This is a genomic window from Paenibacillus sp. JGP012 (genome assembly GCF_014203995.1).
GTDB lineage: Bacteria > Bacillota > Bacilli > Paenibacillales > Paenibacillaceae > Paenibacillus > Paenibacillus silvae.
Genome location: NZ_JACHKG010000011.1, coordinates 108,097 through 126,535 on the forward strand (window position 1 = coordinate 108,097; position 18,439 = coordinate 126,535).

Here is an 18,439-nt window from a genome sequence, read left to right on the forward strand (position 1 = left end):
AAGCATGAAGCAAACGCTGCAACATACACCTATGCGCATGGCTGACCAGTTTATGGAGAGTTATCGCAGTCATGAGCTGTATTCCACCTGGCATTATGAGAACGGCTGTCTGCTGAAAGCACTGGAGGAGCTGTACGCGACCACAGGTGAGCAGAGATATTTTGATTACATCAAGGAGCTGATGGACCTCTACATTCAGGAAGATGGCTCCATTCGTTCCTATACAATCGAGGAATATAATCTGGATCAGATTAATCAGGGGAAATCACTATTTTTCCTGCTGGAGAAAACGGGAGAGGAGAAGTATCGCAAAGCTTCCGAGCTGCTGATGACCCAGCTTAAAGGACAGCCGCGTACCCGTGAGGGTGGATTCTGGCACAAAAAGATTTATCCGTTCCAGATGTGGCTGGACGGATTGTACATGGCAACACCGTATCTGACCCAGTACGGGGCAGTGAATGGTGAGGCGAAGTGGTTTGACAAGGCTGCCCTGCAGCTGCTGCTGGTCGAAGAGCGTACGCGTGATACACGAAGCGGTTTGTTATACCATGCCTGGGATGAGAGCAAGGAGCAGCGCTGGAGCTCAGGCGAGACAGGATGCTCTCCACATGTCTGGAGCCGGGCAGTAGGCTGGTATGTAATGGCCGTTGTAGATACGCTGGACTATTTGCCAGTGGATCATGAACAGCGCGGACAGATTATCGGCATTTTCGAGCGGCTTGCCAATGCACTTGTACACGTACAGGATCAGCAGACAGGATTATGGCCGCATCTGCTCGATCAGCCGGGGCGTGAGCGTAACTACCTGGAGGCTTCGGGCACGTCAATGTTTGTTTATGCTCTGGCGAAGGGTGTGCGCAAAGGTTACTTGAGCGGCAAGTTCAAAGCGATTGCGGAAAAAGGGTATCAAGGTCTGCTGCAGCATCTGCTGCAAACGGATCAGGAGGGCGTGCTTTCCCTGACACAGTGTAACGGGGGAGCGGGACTTGGGGGAACGCCTTACCGTGACGGATCTTACGAATACTATGTGACCGAATCCATTCGCATCAATGATCCGAAATCGGTTGCTCCGTTTATTTTGGCAGGGGTAGAGATGGAACTGGCATAGCGCTGGTTCTTTTCTTCCAAGATTTATGATAGCGCATACATTTCAAGGTTGAAGGCATCTATGAGTGGGGATGAGGGCAAGATCGCTGAACAATAGGCTTATCCAAAAAGGAGAGATGCTTCATGAGTCCAAAAGGTCCAGGAATTTCAAAGAATAATGCTATGCTTCGTATAGGAAGCTTCGTTATTGTAGGTGCGATGTCTGCCGGACTGCTGGCAGGATGCGGGGGAGAAAAGGCTCCGGCTGCAGAAGGAGGCAAGCTGCCTATTTCCATTTCATTGATGCAGGTGGGAGATGTGCCCGCCAAGGAAAATGAGATTGAGAAGAAGATTGAGGAATATACCAACACGGATGTAAACGTGCAGTGGATTCCACAGTCGGCGTTTGATGACAAGGTGAATGTCATGGTGGCATCAGGGGAGATGCCAACGATTATGCGTGTCAATTATGTGCCTACTACATTTAATGCAGCGAAGACAGGCTTGTTCTGGGAGCTCGGGCCTTATTTGAAAGATTACAAGAACTTGTCTGCCCAGTCCGAGGCTCATTTCAACAATATCAAGATCGAAGGCAAAATTTATGGCATCCCGAACTTCCGGGATATCGGCCGGACGGCGATCGTGTATCGCAAAGACTGGTTTGACAAGCTGAAGCTGGATGTTCCGAAATCGCTGGATGACTGGTATGAGGTGATGCGTGCGATTCGCAAGGATGACCCGGATGGCAACGGCAAGGAAGATACGTACGGTGCGCTGCTGTTCAAAAAGTATAATGAGGGCGTCTCCTCACCGCTGACCCGGATTGCTGTAAGTATTGGCGGAGTGAACAAGTGGGGTGTGGATGATGCTGGCAAACTGACACCGGAATTTCTGACCACCGAATATGTGGATACGATGAAGCTGTTCAAGCGTCTGTTTAATGAGGGGCTGATTAACAGTGATTTCCCTGCACTCGACCCTTCGGATGCGGACAAAAAAATGGATTCAGGGCTCGTTGCCATGAAGCTGAACGGTGTGGCCCAGAACGGGAAATCCTCTCAGCAGCGTCTTACACCGAATGCACCGGATGGTATTATTGACGTAGCACCATTCCAGGGACCACAAGGCATTCGCATTGCGGGTGAGCCAGGAAACTATGGCATGCTGGTCATTCCTAAAGCATCTGTAAAGGATGAAGAGCAGCTCAAAAAAGTGCTCACATTCCTGGACCAGCTGATGGACGAGGAGCTTAGCACGCTTCAGCTGCGCGGGTTGCTTGATATACATTACAGCAAAACAGCGGATGGCAAAACGGAATTAAAAGACTTCGACGCGTATCAGCGCGAGGTCAAGCCGTATCGGGATAACCTGCTTAGCGTAGAAGGATATAATGTGCCTGAACTGGTCGATGTTCCGATTGGCATGAAAGGCACCAAGATGGCTCGTGAAAATGAGCAGTATGCCATCGCTAACCCTGCACTGACCCTGTCCTCGGAGATTTACACCGAGCGTGGTCAGGAACTGGATCAGATGATCTGGGATGCACAGACCAAATACATCATGGGCAAAATTGATGATGCTGGCTGGGAGCAGGAAGTTGCGAGCTGGAGAAAAGCAGGTGGTGACCAGCTCATTACTGAGCTGGAGGCATCGTACAAAGAGCTGAACGGAAAATAAAACAGGATCAAAAGAGCGAGTAAGCAGCTGTGATGGCAGAATACATCACGGCTGCTTCTTTTTGCGCAAATCTATTATGGCTTATCCGAAGAACGGGTATAAAGGGTAAAGAGCCATCTTTAATAAACGACTTATTACACTCAACTCGCTGAGAGGAGAACGATAATGATTGACGACAAGAAGAGACAGCCAGCCGCGAAAATAGCGAGTCCAGCCCAGATCACTGATGCATATGAAGGAGATGATCTTGGGGTTACACTTGGAGACAATCTATGTGTTTTCAAGGTTTGGTCTCCAGCGGCCGTTCAGATGCAGGTTCTTCTATATCCGCCACAAACAGACGGAAGCTCTGATGAACATTCAGATCAAGTGAAGCAGCAGGTTATGCCGATGCAGTCTGATGAGCAGGGGGTGTGGGTTCTTAATATAGAGGGAGAGTGCCGGGGCTATCGTTATATGTTCAGGCCCACCTTTGCCGATGGAACCTCAACTACAGCAGTTGATCCTTATGCACGAGCAGTTACCATAAATGGGGAGATGGGTGTCATCGTAGATATGGAGCAGACCCATCCTGAAGCATGGCATCAGGACCAGCGCCCGGAGTTGCACCATGCCACCGATGCTGTGCTGTACGAGTTGCACGTCCGGGACTTTTCCATTCATCCCTCATCAGGCATCGTGAACAAAGGCAAATATCTGGCATTCACGGAAACGGGGCTGCGTGATGAAGCAGGCCATACACTTGGCATTGACCATCTGGCTGAACTGGGCATTACGCATGTGCACCTGATGCCTGTTTTTGATTTTGCAACGGTAGATGAAGCAGGTGTAAATGATCATATGCATGATGCCTCCAACTATAACTGGGGATATGATCCGCTGCATTACAATGTGCCGGAAGGCTCGTATGCATCACGTGCAGACGAGCCCGAGACACGTATTCGTGAATTCAAGTCCATGATTGCTGCACTCCACCGTAAAGGTATCGGGGTCATTATGGACGTAGTTTATAACCATACATTTGATACAGCAGGCAGCTCCTTTGAAAAGCTGGTTCCCGGCTATTATTATCGCCAGCATGCAGACGGAACCTACAGCAACGGTTCGGGTACCGGGAATGAGGTGGCAACAGAACGAGCGATGGTTCGCAAATTTATCATCGATTCGGTTCGATTCTGGGCCGAGCAGTATCATGTGGACGGTTTTCGCTTTGACCTGATGGGGCTGATGGATATAACCACGATGAAACAGCTTGCCTCTGAGCTACATACTCGCGTGTCCCCTTCCATCCTGTTATACGGGGAACCTTGGGGAGCGCTGGAATCTCCGCTGGCAGATAAGATGACCTTGAAGGGAACGCAGCGCGGAGCAGGTTTTGCAGTATTCAATGACAATTTCCGAGGCGTCATTAAAGGGGATAGTGATGGAGACGGCAAAGGATTTGCGACAGGTGAAGAAGGGAAGGCAGCCGATTTATGGACAGGGGTGCAAGGGTCTATTCATGATTTTGCGGCAGCACCATCCGAGACGATTAATTATGTAACCGTACATGATAATCTCAATCTGTGGGATAAGGTTGCGCGAACACAGGGTTTGCAGGAGGTGCTTGGTTTTCTGCAGTATAACGAGGATGGAAGCCTAAAGGGCTGCAGCAGCGTGGAAGAGGCGGTGAGGAAAGCCAATCCCTATCTTCAGGTCGATCCGCATGATGTACTTGGGAACGAGACGGTAAGGCGCTGTCTGCTTGCGAACGGCATTGTATTGACCTCACAAGGTATTCCCCTGATTGCGGCCGGAGACGAGCTGCTGCGCAGTAAATACGGGGATATGAACAGCCATCAGAGCGGAGATATGGTTAATGCGATCCATTGGGAACAGAAACAGCGGTTTAAGCCGGTGTTCGACTACTACCGGGGACTCATTCAGCTGCGGCGGGAGCATCCGGTATTTCGCCTGCGTACACGCGAAGCGATTGAGCAGCATGTTTGTCTTTTGCATCAAGAAGAAGGACTCCTTGCCTATGAGCTGCAAGGTGCCGCGGTGGAGGATACATGGCAGCGGATAGTAGTGATCTATAATGCGGCCATGCGTACTCGCTCGATCCCCATCCCTTCCGGTGTGTGGAATGTCGCTGTTGAAGATGGGCGAGTGGATGTGCATTCGCTTCGTACTGTGCAAGATCGTCAGAACGGCCATTACGGAGAAAACGGAGAGATCAAGGTCAAAGGCTTATCCATGACCATTTTATATTTAGTATGATATTTCATTCGGTACATGAGTCATAGGTTCCCAAATATATACCGGATATTGTAATAGTAGACATGTATAAAATGCCCATGCGTCAAGACACTCTCTTCAGGTTTGAGGGAGTGTTTTTTTTGTTTGTACAGGTACAGAAGCTGTCAACCACAGCGCTTGTTTACATATGCTGTAGATGAAAGCGATTGCTCATCGAATACGTCGCTTTGACCGATATGTTCAGTACAGACAACCCCGGGTTGACAAATGGCTTCCCGCTTCGTAACATCGGGAAAACACGAAATTAAAGGATATAAAGGCGGTGGCATGATGCCGGAATGGACTTCTTTTCGTTATGAAGGCAGCGACCTTGGCTTAACTTATACCTGTGCTGCGAGTACGTTCAAACTGTGGGCACCCACAGCACAGCTGGTCCATATATTGATTTTCGAAAATGAAGGTGAGTACAACGAACTCGGGATTGTAACCGGGCATGACGAGGGGCGGGCATATGAGATGGTCCGATATTCAGATGGCATCTGGCAGGTGACGCTTGCGGGCGACTGGGCAGGATACTTTTATATGTACCGTATCGTTCATGATAATCAGCAAGAGCATATCGTTGCAGACCCGTACAGCAAAGCCGTTACAGCGAATGGACAGCGTACGGCAATTATCAATTGGAGTGATACACATCCAGAGGGCTGGGATGAGGATGTAAAGCCCGCGTTTGTGCACCCCGTCGATGCCATTATCTATGAACTGCATGTTCGTGATTTCTCTTCTGATCCTTATGCAGAACTTCCGTATAAAGGGAAATATCTGGCTTTTACAGCGACCGGGCTTACAGATCAGGCTGGCAACCGGATCGGGATTGACCATCTGACCGAGCTCGGTGTTACTCATGTTCATTTACTTCCTGTTGCCGATTATCAGACGGTAAACGAGCTGGCGGCTGCGAATCCCGATATCAATGTCAAAGCCCCCTACAACTGGGGGTATGACCCGCAGCATTACAATGTGCCTGAAGGTTCGTATGCGACCGATCCACGCGACCCCGCTGTCCGCATCCGTGAGTTCAAAACGATGATTCAGTCGATGCACAGGCAGGGTCTGCGTGTCGTGCTGGACGTTGTTTATAACCATACGTATAGCGTGGAAAAGGGTCCTTTTGAGCGGATTGTTCCAGGTTATTTCTATCGCCATCATGAGGATGGTACACTCAGCAACGGCTCTGGCGTGGGTAATGAACTGGCGACAGAACGCCCGATGGTCCGAAAATATATTCTGGATTCATTACGTCACTGGGCCGAGGAATATCATATTGACGGGTTCAGATTTGATCTGATGGCATTGATTGATCAGGATACGATGATTGAACTGACCCGTGAATTAAGAGAGATAATGCATGATCCCGCCTTTCTGATCTATGGAGAGCCTTGGACTGGCGGTGCTTCTCCACTGACACGCCAAACCCTCAAAGGAACGCAGCGAGGTCAGGGCTTTGCTGTATTCAATGATCATTTTCGCAGTGCAATCAAGGGGGACAGTGACGGCAGTGGCAGGGGATTCGTTACAGGAGCTGAGGGTCAGGAGCATGCCATTATGCAGGGTGCTGCAGGGGCACTGGACGATTTCGCCTCTTCTCCCGCAGAAACCGTTAATTATGTAACTGCTCATGATAACCTGAATCTATGGGATAAAATTGCAACCTGCCTTGATCTGCGTCATGATCTGGGTTTTCCCGTATGGAAGGACGGTCAGCCCGTAGGCGGCGGCAGCGCCGAATCTGCGGTGAAGGCTGCCGATGCTTATCGGTACGTGCACGAAGCTCATCTGATGGAGAATGAGATGGTTCGCCGTTCGCTGCTTGCTTCCGGCATCCTGCTTACGTCACAGGGGATCCCGTTTCTGCATGCCGGAGATGAAATATTAAGGTCCAAGGCCGGAGACCATAACAGCTATCGCAGCGGCGATGCAGTGAATAGGATAACATGGGCGAATAAAGAGCGCTTCAGACCTGTCTTTGACTATTATCGAGGGTTAATTCATCTGCGGCGCACACATCCGGCATTTCGTATGACAGAGGCAGAGCAGGTGCGCAGGCATCTTCGCGTTATTCGTACAGATGGAAACGTAGTGGCCTATATGCTTGAGCAGGGGGCTAACGGAGATTCGTGGCATCAAATTATAATCATTTATAACGGCTGTGACGAGGCTCAGACGATTCACCTGCATGAGGGAGAATGGAAGGTTGTTGTGAACCACCATACGGCTGGCACGGATGTACTGGAGACAGTCACAGGAGAGGTTCAGGTGGAACGATGGTCGCTTATGGTCCTGTATGATCAGGAGCATGCAATCGGGGCAGAACCTGCTGCGCTGGAGATTGGCATTCCGCGGCGGGTATTTGCACCACAGGAGATAACGCAGCTGCGAGCCGTTGTAAGAGACAGTACGGGAAATGTATTGGAAAATATGCACGTGCTGTGGAGTTCGTCCGACCCGGACATTGTGCATATGGATAACGACGGTACGATGCATACGAAGACCCGGGGGACCGCGACAATCACTGCCGTTTGCGGCCCGATCACAGCGTCCTGCACGGTGCAGGTCGAGGCCCGGTTTGCGGATCGAATCGAGATTGTAGGTGAACCGGTATTATACACAACCCGAATCAGTCGTTTTCGGGCACTGGTGCTGGATCAATACGGGCAGCCTCTGACAGATGCACATATCCGCTGGAGTTCTTCACATTCGGATATAGCGGCTGTGAGCCATGCTGGCCTTGTTAGAGGGGGGACGGCAGGCACGTCACATATTATCGCAGAAGCCGGGAATGTCCGGGCTGTATATAATGTAACGGTTCACAGACATCTGTCGCGAGTGATCACCATCCGATATGAACGAGAGGATCGCTGTTACGATGGCTGGGATGTCTGGGTATGGGGTACAGGCATGCAGGACGGTGCGTTTCGTTTGGAACGGGCAGGCAGTGGGGCTGAGGCGCGATTCCGTGTGGCTCCAGGTCTGCATCATTTGGGCTTTATCATTCGCCTGAATGAATGGGAGGCCAAGGATACGTGTGGAGACCGCTATGTGGATATCGCGCCTGAGGATGGGGATGTGCAGATTAACGTGCAGAGCGGATCAGATGAGATGCACATTATACGCGATTCGCGTGACAATGATGACCTGAATAGCGCTTGATTGATCTGACAGCTGGAAGCAATTCCAGCTGTTTTTTTGTGCATAAAAAAGAGCGAAATAACAAAAAAAAGGGTAAAAATCTTCGGTTTAATGTTTTAGATGCGAGGTCATTGGGGTAAATATAGATATGGCCCAACATACGGCCTCCGAAAAAAGGCCATTCTGGTCTATTAGAGAAGATGCAGAGCTTGCCAACAAAACCAAAGTAGGGAACCCTTGAAGGAGGATGTTCAATCATGAAATCCAACGGAAAAATGGCTCAACTTACAGCAACTCCAAGAACAGAAAAGAAGGGTGCAGCACTGCGCCTGTTAAGACAAGGTGGACGAGTTCCTGCCGTTGTATACGGACCGGGACAAGAAGGCGCCGCCATACATGTGGACGAAAAAGAAGTGCTTAAAGTAGCACGCACAGGCCGCTCCGAGATGTTTAACCTGAATGTGGAGGGCGGCAAAACGATTCCTGTGCTGATCAAGGATCAGCAGGAGCGCAACGGTCGTTTGCTGCACGTAGACTTTTTGCAGATTTCCAAAAACAAACCGATCACTGTAAGTGTATCGATTGATTTTCAGGGAACTGCTGCCGGCTCCAAAGCAGGCGGTGTATTCCAGACACAGGAAACGCAGCTGGAAGTGGAAGGTTTGCCAGCTGACCTGCCAACCTCCATTGAAGTTGACGTCAGCGGTCTGGAGATTGGTGACCGTCTTACCGCAGGTGAGATCAAGCTCGATAAGGGCCTGACTTTGGTTACGTCACCCGATTCTATTGTGGCTTCGGTGATGCCGCCGCAAGCTGCTGAAGAGGAGCCAACAGCTTCTGCTGATGAAGCGCAGCCGGAGGCCAAGGCAGAGGGCGAAGCTGCAGAAGAATAATTGAACGCTGCCTTCCTGCCAGATGCTCGTTGAACAGATCAAGCTCAGTCCACAATTTGTGGGCTGGGCTTTTTCTTCTTTTTACAGCAGGGTTCAGCTATCATTGGAATAACGGAGGGAATTGTGGTACAACGTGAAGACGGACGAAATTGAGAAAACGAAGCAAGCAAAGGAAAAAGAAATGGAAAAAGATAAAGATAAAGATAAAGAAAAGAAAGCAGGTTTGCTGTATGTTTGATCCTACTATCTACGATAATCTCAAAGTAGCCATTGAAAATTATATTTACGATCTGGACAATCTGGATGAACGCATTCACGTCACTCATCGAAGAGATCAGCTCGACATGGCCAGCATGTCCAGAGTGTTTACCCTGCAATTTTGTCTCAGAGAGCAAGCCGGCATTACTGCTGAACTGGTGCTGAAAAGTGCGCTGGAGGATACGGCTGCAGAAATTCTGGAGACACCAGGCAGCCAACCTGGTTGTGGTCTGGAGCTTCGCTTTGAACTTGTTACGACGAAGCAGCCGGATCTTCTTTGTCATGACATTCAGGCTATCCTGCAGGAAAATTGGCCGACTCAGCGGACCGTACAACAGATTCATTACGTGTTTGGCGAGACGCCGATAACATTCACCATCGCCTCAAGCGTGTATTTTGATCGCAAAGTGAATGAAGAGCAGATGCAGGATATCCCGGATCTATGTGATCACATGCTTCACGCGCTGCACAGTTTGGGTAAAATGGAAAAATAAAGAATCTTAAAGAAGATGAACAACAAAAATGAATCCAATAAATTGAACTTTTCAAAGCCCTGCCTCGTTTAGGATCAGGGCTTTTTGCATTATTTTTAGATTTTTGTATAGGCTTTCAGGCTTAGTTAAACTCGATTTTGGGTTATTAATTTACGCAAGCGAGTAAGAGAATGTATATTAAAAGGGGGGAAAAGTGCAACTGAACTAGCAATAAAAGGTGAATTTGCGAAAACTTATTTGGGACTAAAGATTTAGATATGAACTAAAGGAACTAGTTTTCCTTGCCGATAAAATATCGAAGGGGAGAAACTACATGACAGAGAAATTAATTCGTCTGCTGCGTATACTTCAGGCTATACAAGCTAATCCCGGAATCTCTGCTAAGGAATTGGCCCTGAAATGCGGTACAACTGTACGTACAATTTATCGTGATCTCCGGATTTTGGACAGGGTTGCTCCCATAATGAACGAAGGATATGGAAAGGGCTATCGATTTATTGGTGAATTCGCGATGTATCCGCTAGATTTTACCCAACAGGAGGCCATGCTTTTTTGCATGCTTCCGGCCTTGGTCGATACTTCTAAATTACCGGCTGAGTTTGATTCAGCTTTTGATAAAGTTATATCGGCACACACCAAACTTAAAACAAGGAACAGTGAAATTGTGGAAAATATTGCCGGCATCATCCGAATGGGAATACCTGCATACCGGGAGGAAGGGAAGGACCCCAACCTGTTAATCCCTATCATGGAGGCAATTATAGATGGGAGGACAATCCAGGCTCAATATCATACGCTCGCCGATAATGAGATTACATTTCGACATATTGACCCTTATTATCTGGTGCCGCGCGATCAACGTTTCTATCTGATAGGATATTGTCATCTGCAGCAGAGAGTTCGTTTGTTTCGCATCAGCCGTTTTCTGGATGTTACGAAAACCAATGCTGTATTTGATATGGGTGATTTCAACATAAATCAGTATATGAAAAATACCTGGTCCGTGGATCGGGGTGACGAACATATTCATTTTAAGGTGAGATTCTCTGAAAAAGTTGCCCCCTACATAAAAGAAGAAGAGATGTTTGTTCGTCCGCGCATGACAGATCTTGCGGATGGTGGATTGTTATTCGAGGTAACTCTGAATAGCAGTCGTGAATTTTTGAAGTGGTTATATCAGTTTGGTCCTGAGGCGGAGGTGCTTGAACCCCGCGAGTATCGAAAAGAGATTCGTAAACAACTTTTGGCATGGCTGGAACGATATGAAGATGAAGAGGCACTCTAGTCACCATAGGAAATAACGGAATAAAAGGAGTAGTTATATGAGTGTGAAAATATTTGCGGCAGTAAATGGCATGGATAATTATTATGGAGCTCAGGCATTTCAAGTAGGAGATACGCTGTATCTTGTAAAAGACCCCGATAATCGCCGGGATCACCAGGCAATTAAAGTGGTTGTTCCACCGATCGGAGAGGTAGGATATATTATCAACCATCCGGGCAAGGTCCCTCATGGCTGCTGGACCGGGGCAGGGTTCTATGATGCCTTCTATCAGCAAACCTGTGCAAAAGTGAGATTTATGATGAAGGATATGCTCATTATTGAACTGATCGAAATAACACATGTACCCGTGCCACAGATGGATTCAATGATCGCGGATTGGCAGTTTCGTGAGAAAGCCTGAGTATTGATGAAAATATAAAAAGGCTCATGGACGAATGAGCCTTGTGTAGGCAGCCTCCAGATGCATGGCTGTCCTTGCCCAGCTGAATTGGGCAGCAGCGGTTTCACGTCCGCATTCCCCAAGCGATTGTGCAAGAGCAGGGCTGCTTGCCAGCTGAGATAAAGCGGCTGCGAACGGCTGCGGCTTTCCGTAGCCGGATATCAAATATCCGTTCTTTCCTGATTGAATGATTTCACGAATCCCCCCATTATCGGAAGCAATTACGGGAATGCCGGAGGCCATCGCTTCTACATTCACGAGGCCAAAGGCTTCATGGTTCTGTGATGGGCATACGAGACAGTCCACGCTTCGGTAGAGCTGATCTATCTGCTCATGTCTCATCTGACCGAGAAAGTACGCCTGCACATTATATTTACGTGCCAATTTACGCAGATAGCGTATAAATTGCTGAGGTCCCTTACCTGCAATGACCAGCTGGACAGTCAGATGTTTCTGTAAGAGAGCAATGGCACGGATAAGAACATCGACCCCTTTGCCTGGAATGACTCTACCGGCATACAGCACAGTGAAACGATCGGTTAAGCCAACATTTTTGCGCAAACGAAGCTGTTCCTCTCTGTTGACTGCTGGTCTGAATCGCTCAACATCCGTACCTAGGGGAACAACATGCAGACGCGACTTGATAGCAGGAAAACGCTGAAAGAGTCTTCGCTTTAAGGATTGGCTGTTCACAGCAATGCAATCCGCTTTTTTGAGTGCGGCGACTTTCCCTGGGCCGGGTTGAACGAATGTAAGAGAGTGAAGATAGAGCACAACGGGGATGTGGGGAAATGCCTTTTTAATCGCTGCCATACTGTGAGGTCTGTTATCCACTTGAATAACGTCCACCTCCAGTGTATGCAGCAAACGAATAACAGATCGTGTATAGTCAGCTGCATTTGTACCGGAGACACGCCTGATGGTGATCTGGTCAATCTGCTCTATCGCCGGAGAACCTTTTACAGAACGACTTATAATGGTGACCTGATGACGACGGGCAAGCTCGCGTGCAATGCTCAAAATACAGATTTCGACTGAACCATTGCCGGGTAGAGGCAGTTTCTCTGGTGCTATCATGACGATTTGCATGTTTCGCTCCTCCTTGTCCGACCTGGGTAACAAACTTCGTTATGTATTGTATGTGTGAATCAGCAATTTGGCTCCTGTGTGGTGCTCGAACGCAGCAGGGGTCAACGTTTCATATATGGAATTTTCTGCTGTCGACCTGTGCTGCAGATCGGACGTGCTTTTGTGATATACTGTACAGGATATACTATGCGTTTTTTGCATATAGAAGCAGGGGGATAAAAATGTTACGTTCAATGCTGGGTCGTTTCCGGCTGCTGTTGTGGTTACAGGGAATTTCGTATCTGTTATTATTATTTGTTGCCTTTCCTCTCCGGGATGCAGGCATCATGTCTCAAGCCGTCACGTGGTTTGGCAATTTATACGGTTTTCTGTTTTTGATGTACCTTTTGTTTATGGTGTCCTTATACACTGTTCAGAAATGGCGATTGCGCCGTCCCATTGCGCTCTTCTTCGTGTCATTCGTACCACTGGGCAACATGATTTACGACTTTTTTGTTTTTCGAAAATTGTACCGTGAATCCGTAAATAAAGCTTGACTTTATTTTATGTTATGAAATATGATGTTTACATGTTATTCATCGGTTGTACTAAAACTACATATTCCTGTTAAAGGGGAGTAGCTTTTACAATAAAGTCGTCAATTCGGGATCACATCCCCGGCTTTATTGGCAGCATTTCGTTGTTAGCGAGACCTTTACCAAGTATACATGCTCGGTAAAGGTTTCTTTTTGTGGTAATAAAAGGACCTTGCCAGTAATGGTAAAGGTCCTTTTTTTTGTACATTATAAGGATATTAAGGAGGAGTCAATATTGGATGCAGCATTATTATTGGAATACGGGTGGGTGCTTCTGGTTCTAGTAGTCCTTGAAGGATTGCTTGCAGCAGATAATGCTTTGGTGCTTGCAATTATGGTCAAGCATTTGCCAGAGGAGAAGCGTAAAAAAGCGTTGTTTTATGGTTTGCTGGGCGCATTTATTTTCCGTCTTGGTTCTTTGTTCCTCATTTCGTTCCTGGTTGATGTATGGCAGGTCCAAGCGATTGGAGCACTTTATCTCCTGTACATCTCGATTAACCATATCGTTAAGAAGATTATGGGCAGCCGCAATAAAACGGATGAAGCTGTGGACGATACACCTAAAAAGCCGAAAAAACAATCCGGTTTCTGGATGACCGTGTTTAAGGTTGAAGTAGCGGATATTGCCTTTGCAGTGGACTCGATCCTGGCTGCTGTAGCGTTGGCAGTGGCTCTGCCTCCGAGTGGTTTGCCGCCAATAGGCGGATTGGATGGCGGTCAGTTTATCGTCATTTTCCTGGGTGGTTTTATCGGACTTGTGATTATGCGTTTTGCCGCTTCTTTTTTCGTAAAATTGCTTCATTCCCGTCCGGGTCTCGAAGTAGCTGCTTTTGTCATCGTAGGTTGGGTAGGGGTCAAGTTATCCGTAATTACGCTGGCTCACCCGGCACTCGGTGTTCTGGATGAGCATTTCCCCGAAAACAAAATATGGAAATTCGGATTTTATATTGTGTTAATTGCGATCGCTGTGTGTGGGTGGTTCCTGTCATCCAAGGTTCCAGCGAAGGAGAATGAAAACCCGGTTGAAGAACTGGAGAAGCAGACTGAATTGTAATGTTCTCCTGAAGAAAAATGGCTATGGAGGAGGCGTCTTCGGACGATCTCCTCTTTTTGCGCAGGTGCACACGGGTCTCACGTGTACATCAATATTTTCCAAGGAAAGGGTTGACAACCGAAAAGAAGTGCCCTTAATATAATACTATCAATGATGAAGGGAGGCCGAGAGACATGACGCTTGGTTATGATTTGAATTCGACACACCGTAACTTGGACACAACTGCATATCCGGCTCATCGTCTTTTTGGCCTCATACGGTCGACATAAAAGAAAAGGCATATTGATTATGGAGTGATCTGACATGACATTCTATGAGCAATATGTGTTCTTCGCGATATCAAGCGATGGATGACAGGTACAGACTCGATTTGTCCTGTTACCCATTATTGTCATGCAGTATAAGCCATGGACGACGAGTCCATGGTTTTTTATATTTTTTTTAAAAATTATTACACAAGTTGAATGATTCTTTTACACGTTAACAGCGATTGGAAGTTTATTCTGTCATTGGAGTGTAGCGTGTAAAGTCTTTAATTCAACTTGTATAACAGCAAATGGAATTTGCTGAACGTACAGGAAGGAATAAATTTTTATGAATAATGAGAACAATCCATTTACAAACTTGAGCGAGCCAGCGGAAGGCTTCCGCCATCAAGTTTATCTACCAGCGGGAGAACTCACAGTATATGCTGCTCAGCAGCTGTTCTCTTCTCTGGACTATAAAGTATTCGAGATGGCCAACAATAATCTGCAAATTCCCGGCATTTCTTATATGGGGTACACTCCGGATGTGCATGTCGGCGTAGGTACATGTATTGGCACAACGGCTGTCTGGGAGGCACAGGGTGGATATGTATCGCCTTCCATCGTAGGAAGTGACATTGGCTGCGGCATGCGTGTGCATCTGACGAATCTGCACAAGGATGATCTGAAAGAGGTCAAGCTGCGGCGCAAACTGGTCAAAGCCATTGAAAAGGTACTGCCGATGGAGGCAAACCAGCGGGGGCATTACTCGGATATCAGACTAGAGCACGTCGTACGTAAAGGACTGCATGGACTCCCGAAAAAATACATTCCCGACAGCTACACTCCCAAAAAGTCCACTTCACTTACACATGTGGAAAGAAGCAAGTTCACTTACGATGAAAATGTGTTAAACCTTGTCCCGGATATGACCTGGCATCGGTCTCATCGTCAGCTTGGCACATTGGGTGGCGGGAATCACTTTGCCGAGATTCAGGCGATTGAGATTGCTGAGGAAAATCGTGAAGTGGCCGAGGCTTGGGGACTGGTGGATGGACAGATCGTGATTATGATCCACTCAGGCTCCCGCGCATGGGGCGGGCATGTGAGCCAGACGAGCTCGGCTGCCATTGCCAAAGTGATGCAGCGGCTGGGACTTGGAACTTCTGATCCGAGACTGGTATTCGCCCCGCTGGAGCACGCCGAAGCACGACACTATGTAAACATGATGTACTCTGCGTTGAATTATGCTGTGGTGAATCGTCATCTGATTGCTTATTCCATTCGCGAAGCATTTCGTGATGTATTCGGGTCTAAATGTGAATTCCGAACCTTGTACGACCTGATGCATAATTATGCTTGGGAGGAATCCCATGCAGAGCGAGGCTCCGTGTTTGTACACCGCAAAGGGGCAACTCGCGCATTGCCTGCGGGTCATCCTGATAATCCCAAACCTTACATGGCTACAGGCCATCCGGCATTGATTCCGGGGTCTATGGGCACGGCCTCCTACATCATGGTGGGTCAGCCTGAAGGAGCAGACAACTATTATTCGATATGTCATGGTGCGGGCCGTGCCCGGTCTCGTACAGCGACCAAACGTCTGGTAACTGTTGAGGATTTTGCCGGAGCATTAGGGGTAGGTACAGCTGACGAGATTGTTGTAAATCAGAGGTCTCTGGAGTCGATTATTGATGAATCACCTCAGGCTTATAAAAATGTCGATGAAATTATAGATAGTGTTACTGGTGCCGGATTAGCACAAGTGGTAGCCAAATGCAAGCCGCTTGCTGCGGTAAAAGGAGCGAAATGATGAACCAAAATGAACTAAAGATAAAACAAGAAGAAGCATTGAAGGCCATCTACACTTATGACGAGCAGCATGATAACCGAATTCGGGTTGAAGGATATGCGGTTTATTCCAGACTGATCCGTGGCATCGGTGAAGCCCTGTTGAAGCGGTACGGCGTGGAATACAAGCTATATTCAAGCTCGGACCCGAATAACGAATATTGGGAGCTGCTGCGTGAGGATTTACAGAACGGCAGCGAAGAGGTGGAGCTGGTCGCTCGTATCTTCGAGGACCTTGAGCTTCAAACCCTGCATTATGATGACGATGGGGATGTGCCTAAGTATGGTGTGCATTACTCCATCCGCAACAACGTGTTTGCTTATCCGAAGTGGGGTGTAGCTTTGGTCCGTGTTCCTTTTTTTCGCGAGAACGGGATCTACAGTGAGGACTTTGTGTTTGCTATCGGCGATGAAGAGATGAAGCAGTTTCTCGGCAGTGTACGGGAACGGGAACGTCAGCAAAATATGAAAAAGGTCACGGTATATACGGATGCCCGCAACGGGAGTGACCGTCATGTGGAGTCCATCACACGTTCAGTAAGCAGGGAAGATGTAGTCCTTTCTGCACAGATCAAGCAGGATATATTCCGCTCGCTGGACCAGTTCTTTGAAGCGGATCGCTCCTTCTATCGTGATTATGATATACCTTATAAACGCGGCATACTGCTCTATGGTCACCCCGGAAACGGAAAGACCACACTGGTAAAATCAATCGCAGGCAGCATTCCCGGACCGGCTGCTTACTGGCAAATTACCGAATACACCAACAGCGAGTCGGTACGCGAAGTGTTTGACGCAGCCAAACGACTGGCACCGATGGTGCTGATTATCGAGGACATTGATTCGATGCCGGATGAGGTGCGTTCCTTTTTCCTGAATACATTGGATGGCGCGACGTCCAAGGAAGGTATTTTCCTCATTGGCACAACCAATTATCCTGAGAAAATCGATCCGGGCCTGATGAACCGTGCTGGTCGTTTCGACCGGGCTTATGAAATTCCATTGCCAGACGAGGCCTTGCGTCTGCAATATTTGCGTCAGCGAGGATTTAGCGCATTTGCGGGTGAAGAAGGCACCATAGAGGCGGCACGTCTGACAGATACGTTCTCGCTTGCACAACTCGGGGAATTGTATGTCAGTGCAGCGCTGGAGTGGCATCAAAATGGGCGCACAGACATTGTTCAGGTGATTCAGTCCATGCGTGGAGAACTGGACAAGAGCCATAAGCACAACTGGCTAGCTCAGCCGGGCAAGGGTCGAGCAGGATTTTATTGATCTTACGAAGATGAGGGGTCTTCGCCACAATTGTACCTGCCATAAATATAAATTCATCTGGTCTGGGTATACTAACCTTGTCTCTGATAACATAGAATGACTTTCGGGAGGTACCTATCGCAGCTATGTGCTGATGAAATGCCGGATACTGACACGGCCTGTTGCCATGCCTCAACGGAACGTCTGTTTAGCAGAGAAGGAAGCATTTGGACTATGGTAATATGCAACAATTTTTATGCCAATTGTTTAAATGCCTCTGGAGCGGTTAATAGTAGTCAGACGCAACAAAAACTTAAAATTAGAGGTGAATGATATGGGTTGGTTATGGTCATTAATTATCGGTGGTATCATTGGTTGGCTCGCAGGTCTGATTGTTGGTCGTGACATCCCAGGCGGTGTTATCGGTAATATCGTTGCCGGATTTATCGGTGGATGGTTAGGCGGAGTGATTCTGGGAGACATGGGACCGGAGATGGGTGGATTTCACATTGTACCTGCATTGATTGGTGCGATCGTGCTTGTAGCCATCGTCAGCTTGATCTTCCGTTCCATGGGACGCAGCCGCGGATAAACGGCGCAATGATTACAATGTTTTGATGAAGCAGCATATGAAACGTTTGCTGTGCAGCATGAAGCTGTACGAAACATACACATATGAGTGCTTCCAAACGAAGCCGAATGAAGAGATTGATGAAGAGGTTGATGAAGAGCTGCCTGCGGCGGCTTTCCATCAACCTCTTGTTTGTCTTACAATGGAAGTATGCAGGCATAGTCTGAACACAAGGAGATGA

At 48.0% G+C, this 18,439-nt stretch carries 15 protein-coding genes; 14 read left to right on the plus strand and 1 reads right to left on the minus strand.

The genetic code is table 11. The features are described 5' to 3' along the window. The first annotated feature begins 4 nt into the window (after nucleotides 1–4). The 8 genes from HNR77_RS15290 to HNR77_RS15325 all read left to right on the plus strand — a co-directional run bounded on the left by HNR77_RS15290 (nucleotide 5) and on the right by HNR77_RS15325 (nucleotide 11,520). Nucleotides 5–1,108 (plus strand): glycoside hydrolase family 88/105 protein, encoded by a 1,104-nt coding sequence (locus HNR77_RS15290; RefSeq protein WP_184185853.1) that lies wholly within the window; start codon nucleotides 5–7, stop codon nucleotides 1,106–1,108. A 122-nt stretch (nucleotides 1,109–1,230) separates the two neighbouring features. Then, nucleotides 1,231–2,763 carry an extracellular solute-binding protein gene (locus tag HNR77_RS15295; protein ID WP_184185856.1) on the plus strand — a complete coding sequence of 511 codons (1,533 nt, stop codon included), beginning with the start codon at nucleotides 1,231–1,233 and terminating at the stop codon, nucleotides 2,761–2,763. A gap of 165 nt (nucleotides 2,764–2,928) precedes the next feature. Further along, the gene (pulA, locus tag HNR77_RS15300; RefSeq protein WP_184185859.1) at nucleotides 2,929–5,022 is read left to right on the plus strand and encodes a type I pullulanase; all 2,094 of its coding nucleotides are present in this window, start codon (nucleotides 2,929–2,931) and stop codon (nucleotides 5,020–5,022) included. A 309-nt stretch (nucleotides 5,023–5,331) separates the two neighbouring features. Further along, the gene (gene pulA / locus HNR77_RS15305) at nucleotides 5,332–8,211 is read left to right on the plus strand and encodes a type I pullulanase (RefSeq protein ID WP_184185862.1); all 2,880 of its coding nucleotides are present in this window, start codon (nucleotides 5,332–5,334) and stop codon (nucleotides 8,209–8,211) included. Nucleotides 8,212–8,447: 236 nt separating this feature from the next. Further along, nucleotides 8,448–9,083, plus strand: coding sequence for a 50S ribosomal protein L25 (locus tag HNR77_RS15310; RefSeq protein WP_111270097.1), 636 nt, complete (start codon nucleotides 8,448–8,450; stop codon nucleotides 9,081–9,083). Nucleotides 9,084–9,313: 230 nt separating this feature from the next. Next, nucleotides 9,314–9,835, plus strand: coding sequence for a hypothetical protein (locus HNR77_RS15315; protein WP_184185865.1), 522 nt, complete (start codon nucleotides 9,314–9,316; stop codon nucleotides 9,833–9,835). Between the two features lie 313 nt (nucleotides 9,836–10,148). Beyond that, complete coding sequence (locus HNR77_RS15320) at nucleotides 10,149–11,120, plus strand: helix-turn-helix transcriptional regulator (protein ID WP_184185868.1); 972 nt, start codon at nucleotides 10,149–10,151, stop codon at nucleotides 11,118–11,120. 37 nt (nucleotides 11,121–11,157) lie between these two features. After that, nucleotides 11,158–11,520, plus strand: coding sequence for an HIRAN domain-containing protein (locus HNR77_RS15325; protein ID WP_184185871.1), 363 nt, complete (start codon nucleotides 11,158–11,160; stop codon nucleotides 11,518–11,520). Between the two features lie 24 nt (nucleotides 11,521–11,544). Here the strand turns inward: HNR77_RS15325 and HNR77_RS15330 are convergent, their stop codons facing one another. Continuing rightward, the gene (locus HNR77_RS15330) at nucleotides 11,545–12,648 is read right to left on the minus strand and encodes a glycosyltransferase family 4 protein (protein ID WP_184185874.1); all 1,104 of its coding nucleotides are present in this window, start codon (nucleotides 12,646–12,648) and stop codon (nucleotides 11,545–11,547) included. A gap of 221 nt (nucleotides 12,649–12,869) precedes the next feature. On the opposite strand from HNR77_RS15330, the gene HNR77_RS15335 reads away from it, so the two are divergent. The 6 genes from HNR77_RS15335 to HNR77_RS15360 all read left to right on the plus strand — a co-directional run bounded on the left by HNR77_RS15335 (nucleotide 12,870) and on the right by HNR77_RS15360 (nucleotide 18,439). Next, the gene (locus tag HNR77_RS15335) at nucleotides 12,870–13,184 is read left to right on the plus strand and encodes a DUF3817 domain-containing protein (RefSeq protein ID WP_184185877.1); all 315 of its coding nucleotides are present in this window, start codon (nucleotides 12,870–12,872) and stop codon (nucleotides 13,182–13,184) included. Nucleotides 13,185–13,458: 274 nt separating this feature from the next. Further along, nucleotides 13,459–14,277, plus strand: a complete 819-nt coding sequence (locus tag HNR77_RS15340; RefSeq protein ID WP_145406174.1) for a TerC family protein — start codon at nucleotides 13,459–13,461, stop codon at nucleotides 14,275–14,277. Nucleotides 14,278–14,871: 594 nt separating this feature from the next. After that, nucleotides 14,872–16,335: an RtcB family protein gene (locus tag HNR77_RS15345; RefSeq protein ID WP_184185879.1), complete on the plus strand. Its 1,464-nt coding sequence runs from the start codon at nucleotides 14,872–14,874 to the stop codon at nucleotides 16,333–16,335. Next, nucleotides 16,335–17,648, plus strand: a complete 1,314-nt coding sequence (locus HNR77_RS15350; RefSeq protein ID WP_184185882.1) for an AAA family ATPase — start codon at nucleotides 16,335–16,337, stop codon at nucleotides 17,646–17,648. Before HNR77_RS15345 ends, HNR77_RS15350 begins: the two co-directional genes overlap by 1 nt. A 313-nt stretch (nucleotides 17,649–17,961) precedes the next feature. After that, complete coding sequence (locus HNR77_RS15355) at nucleotides 17,962–18,219, plus strand: GlsB/YeaQ/YmgE family stress response membrane protein (RefSeq protein ID WP_145406117.1); 258 nt, start codon at nucleotides 17,962–17,964, stop codon at nucleotides 18,217–18,219. Between the two features lie 25 nt (nucleotides 18,220–18,244). Then, complete coding sequence (locus tag HNR77_RS15360; protein WP_184185884.1) at nucleotides 18,245–18,439, plus strand: hypothetical protein; 195 nt, start codon at nucleotides 18,245–18,247, stop codon at nucleotides 18,437–18,439.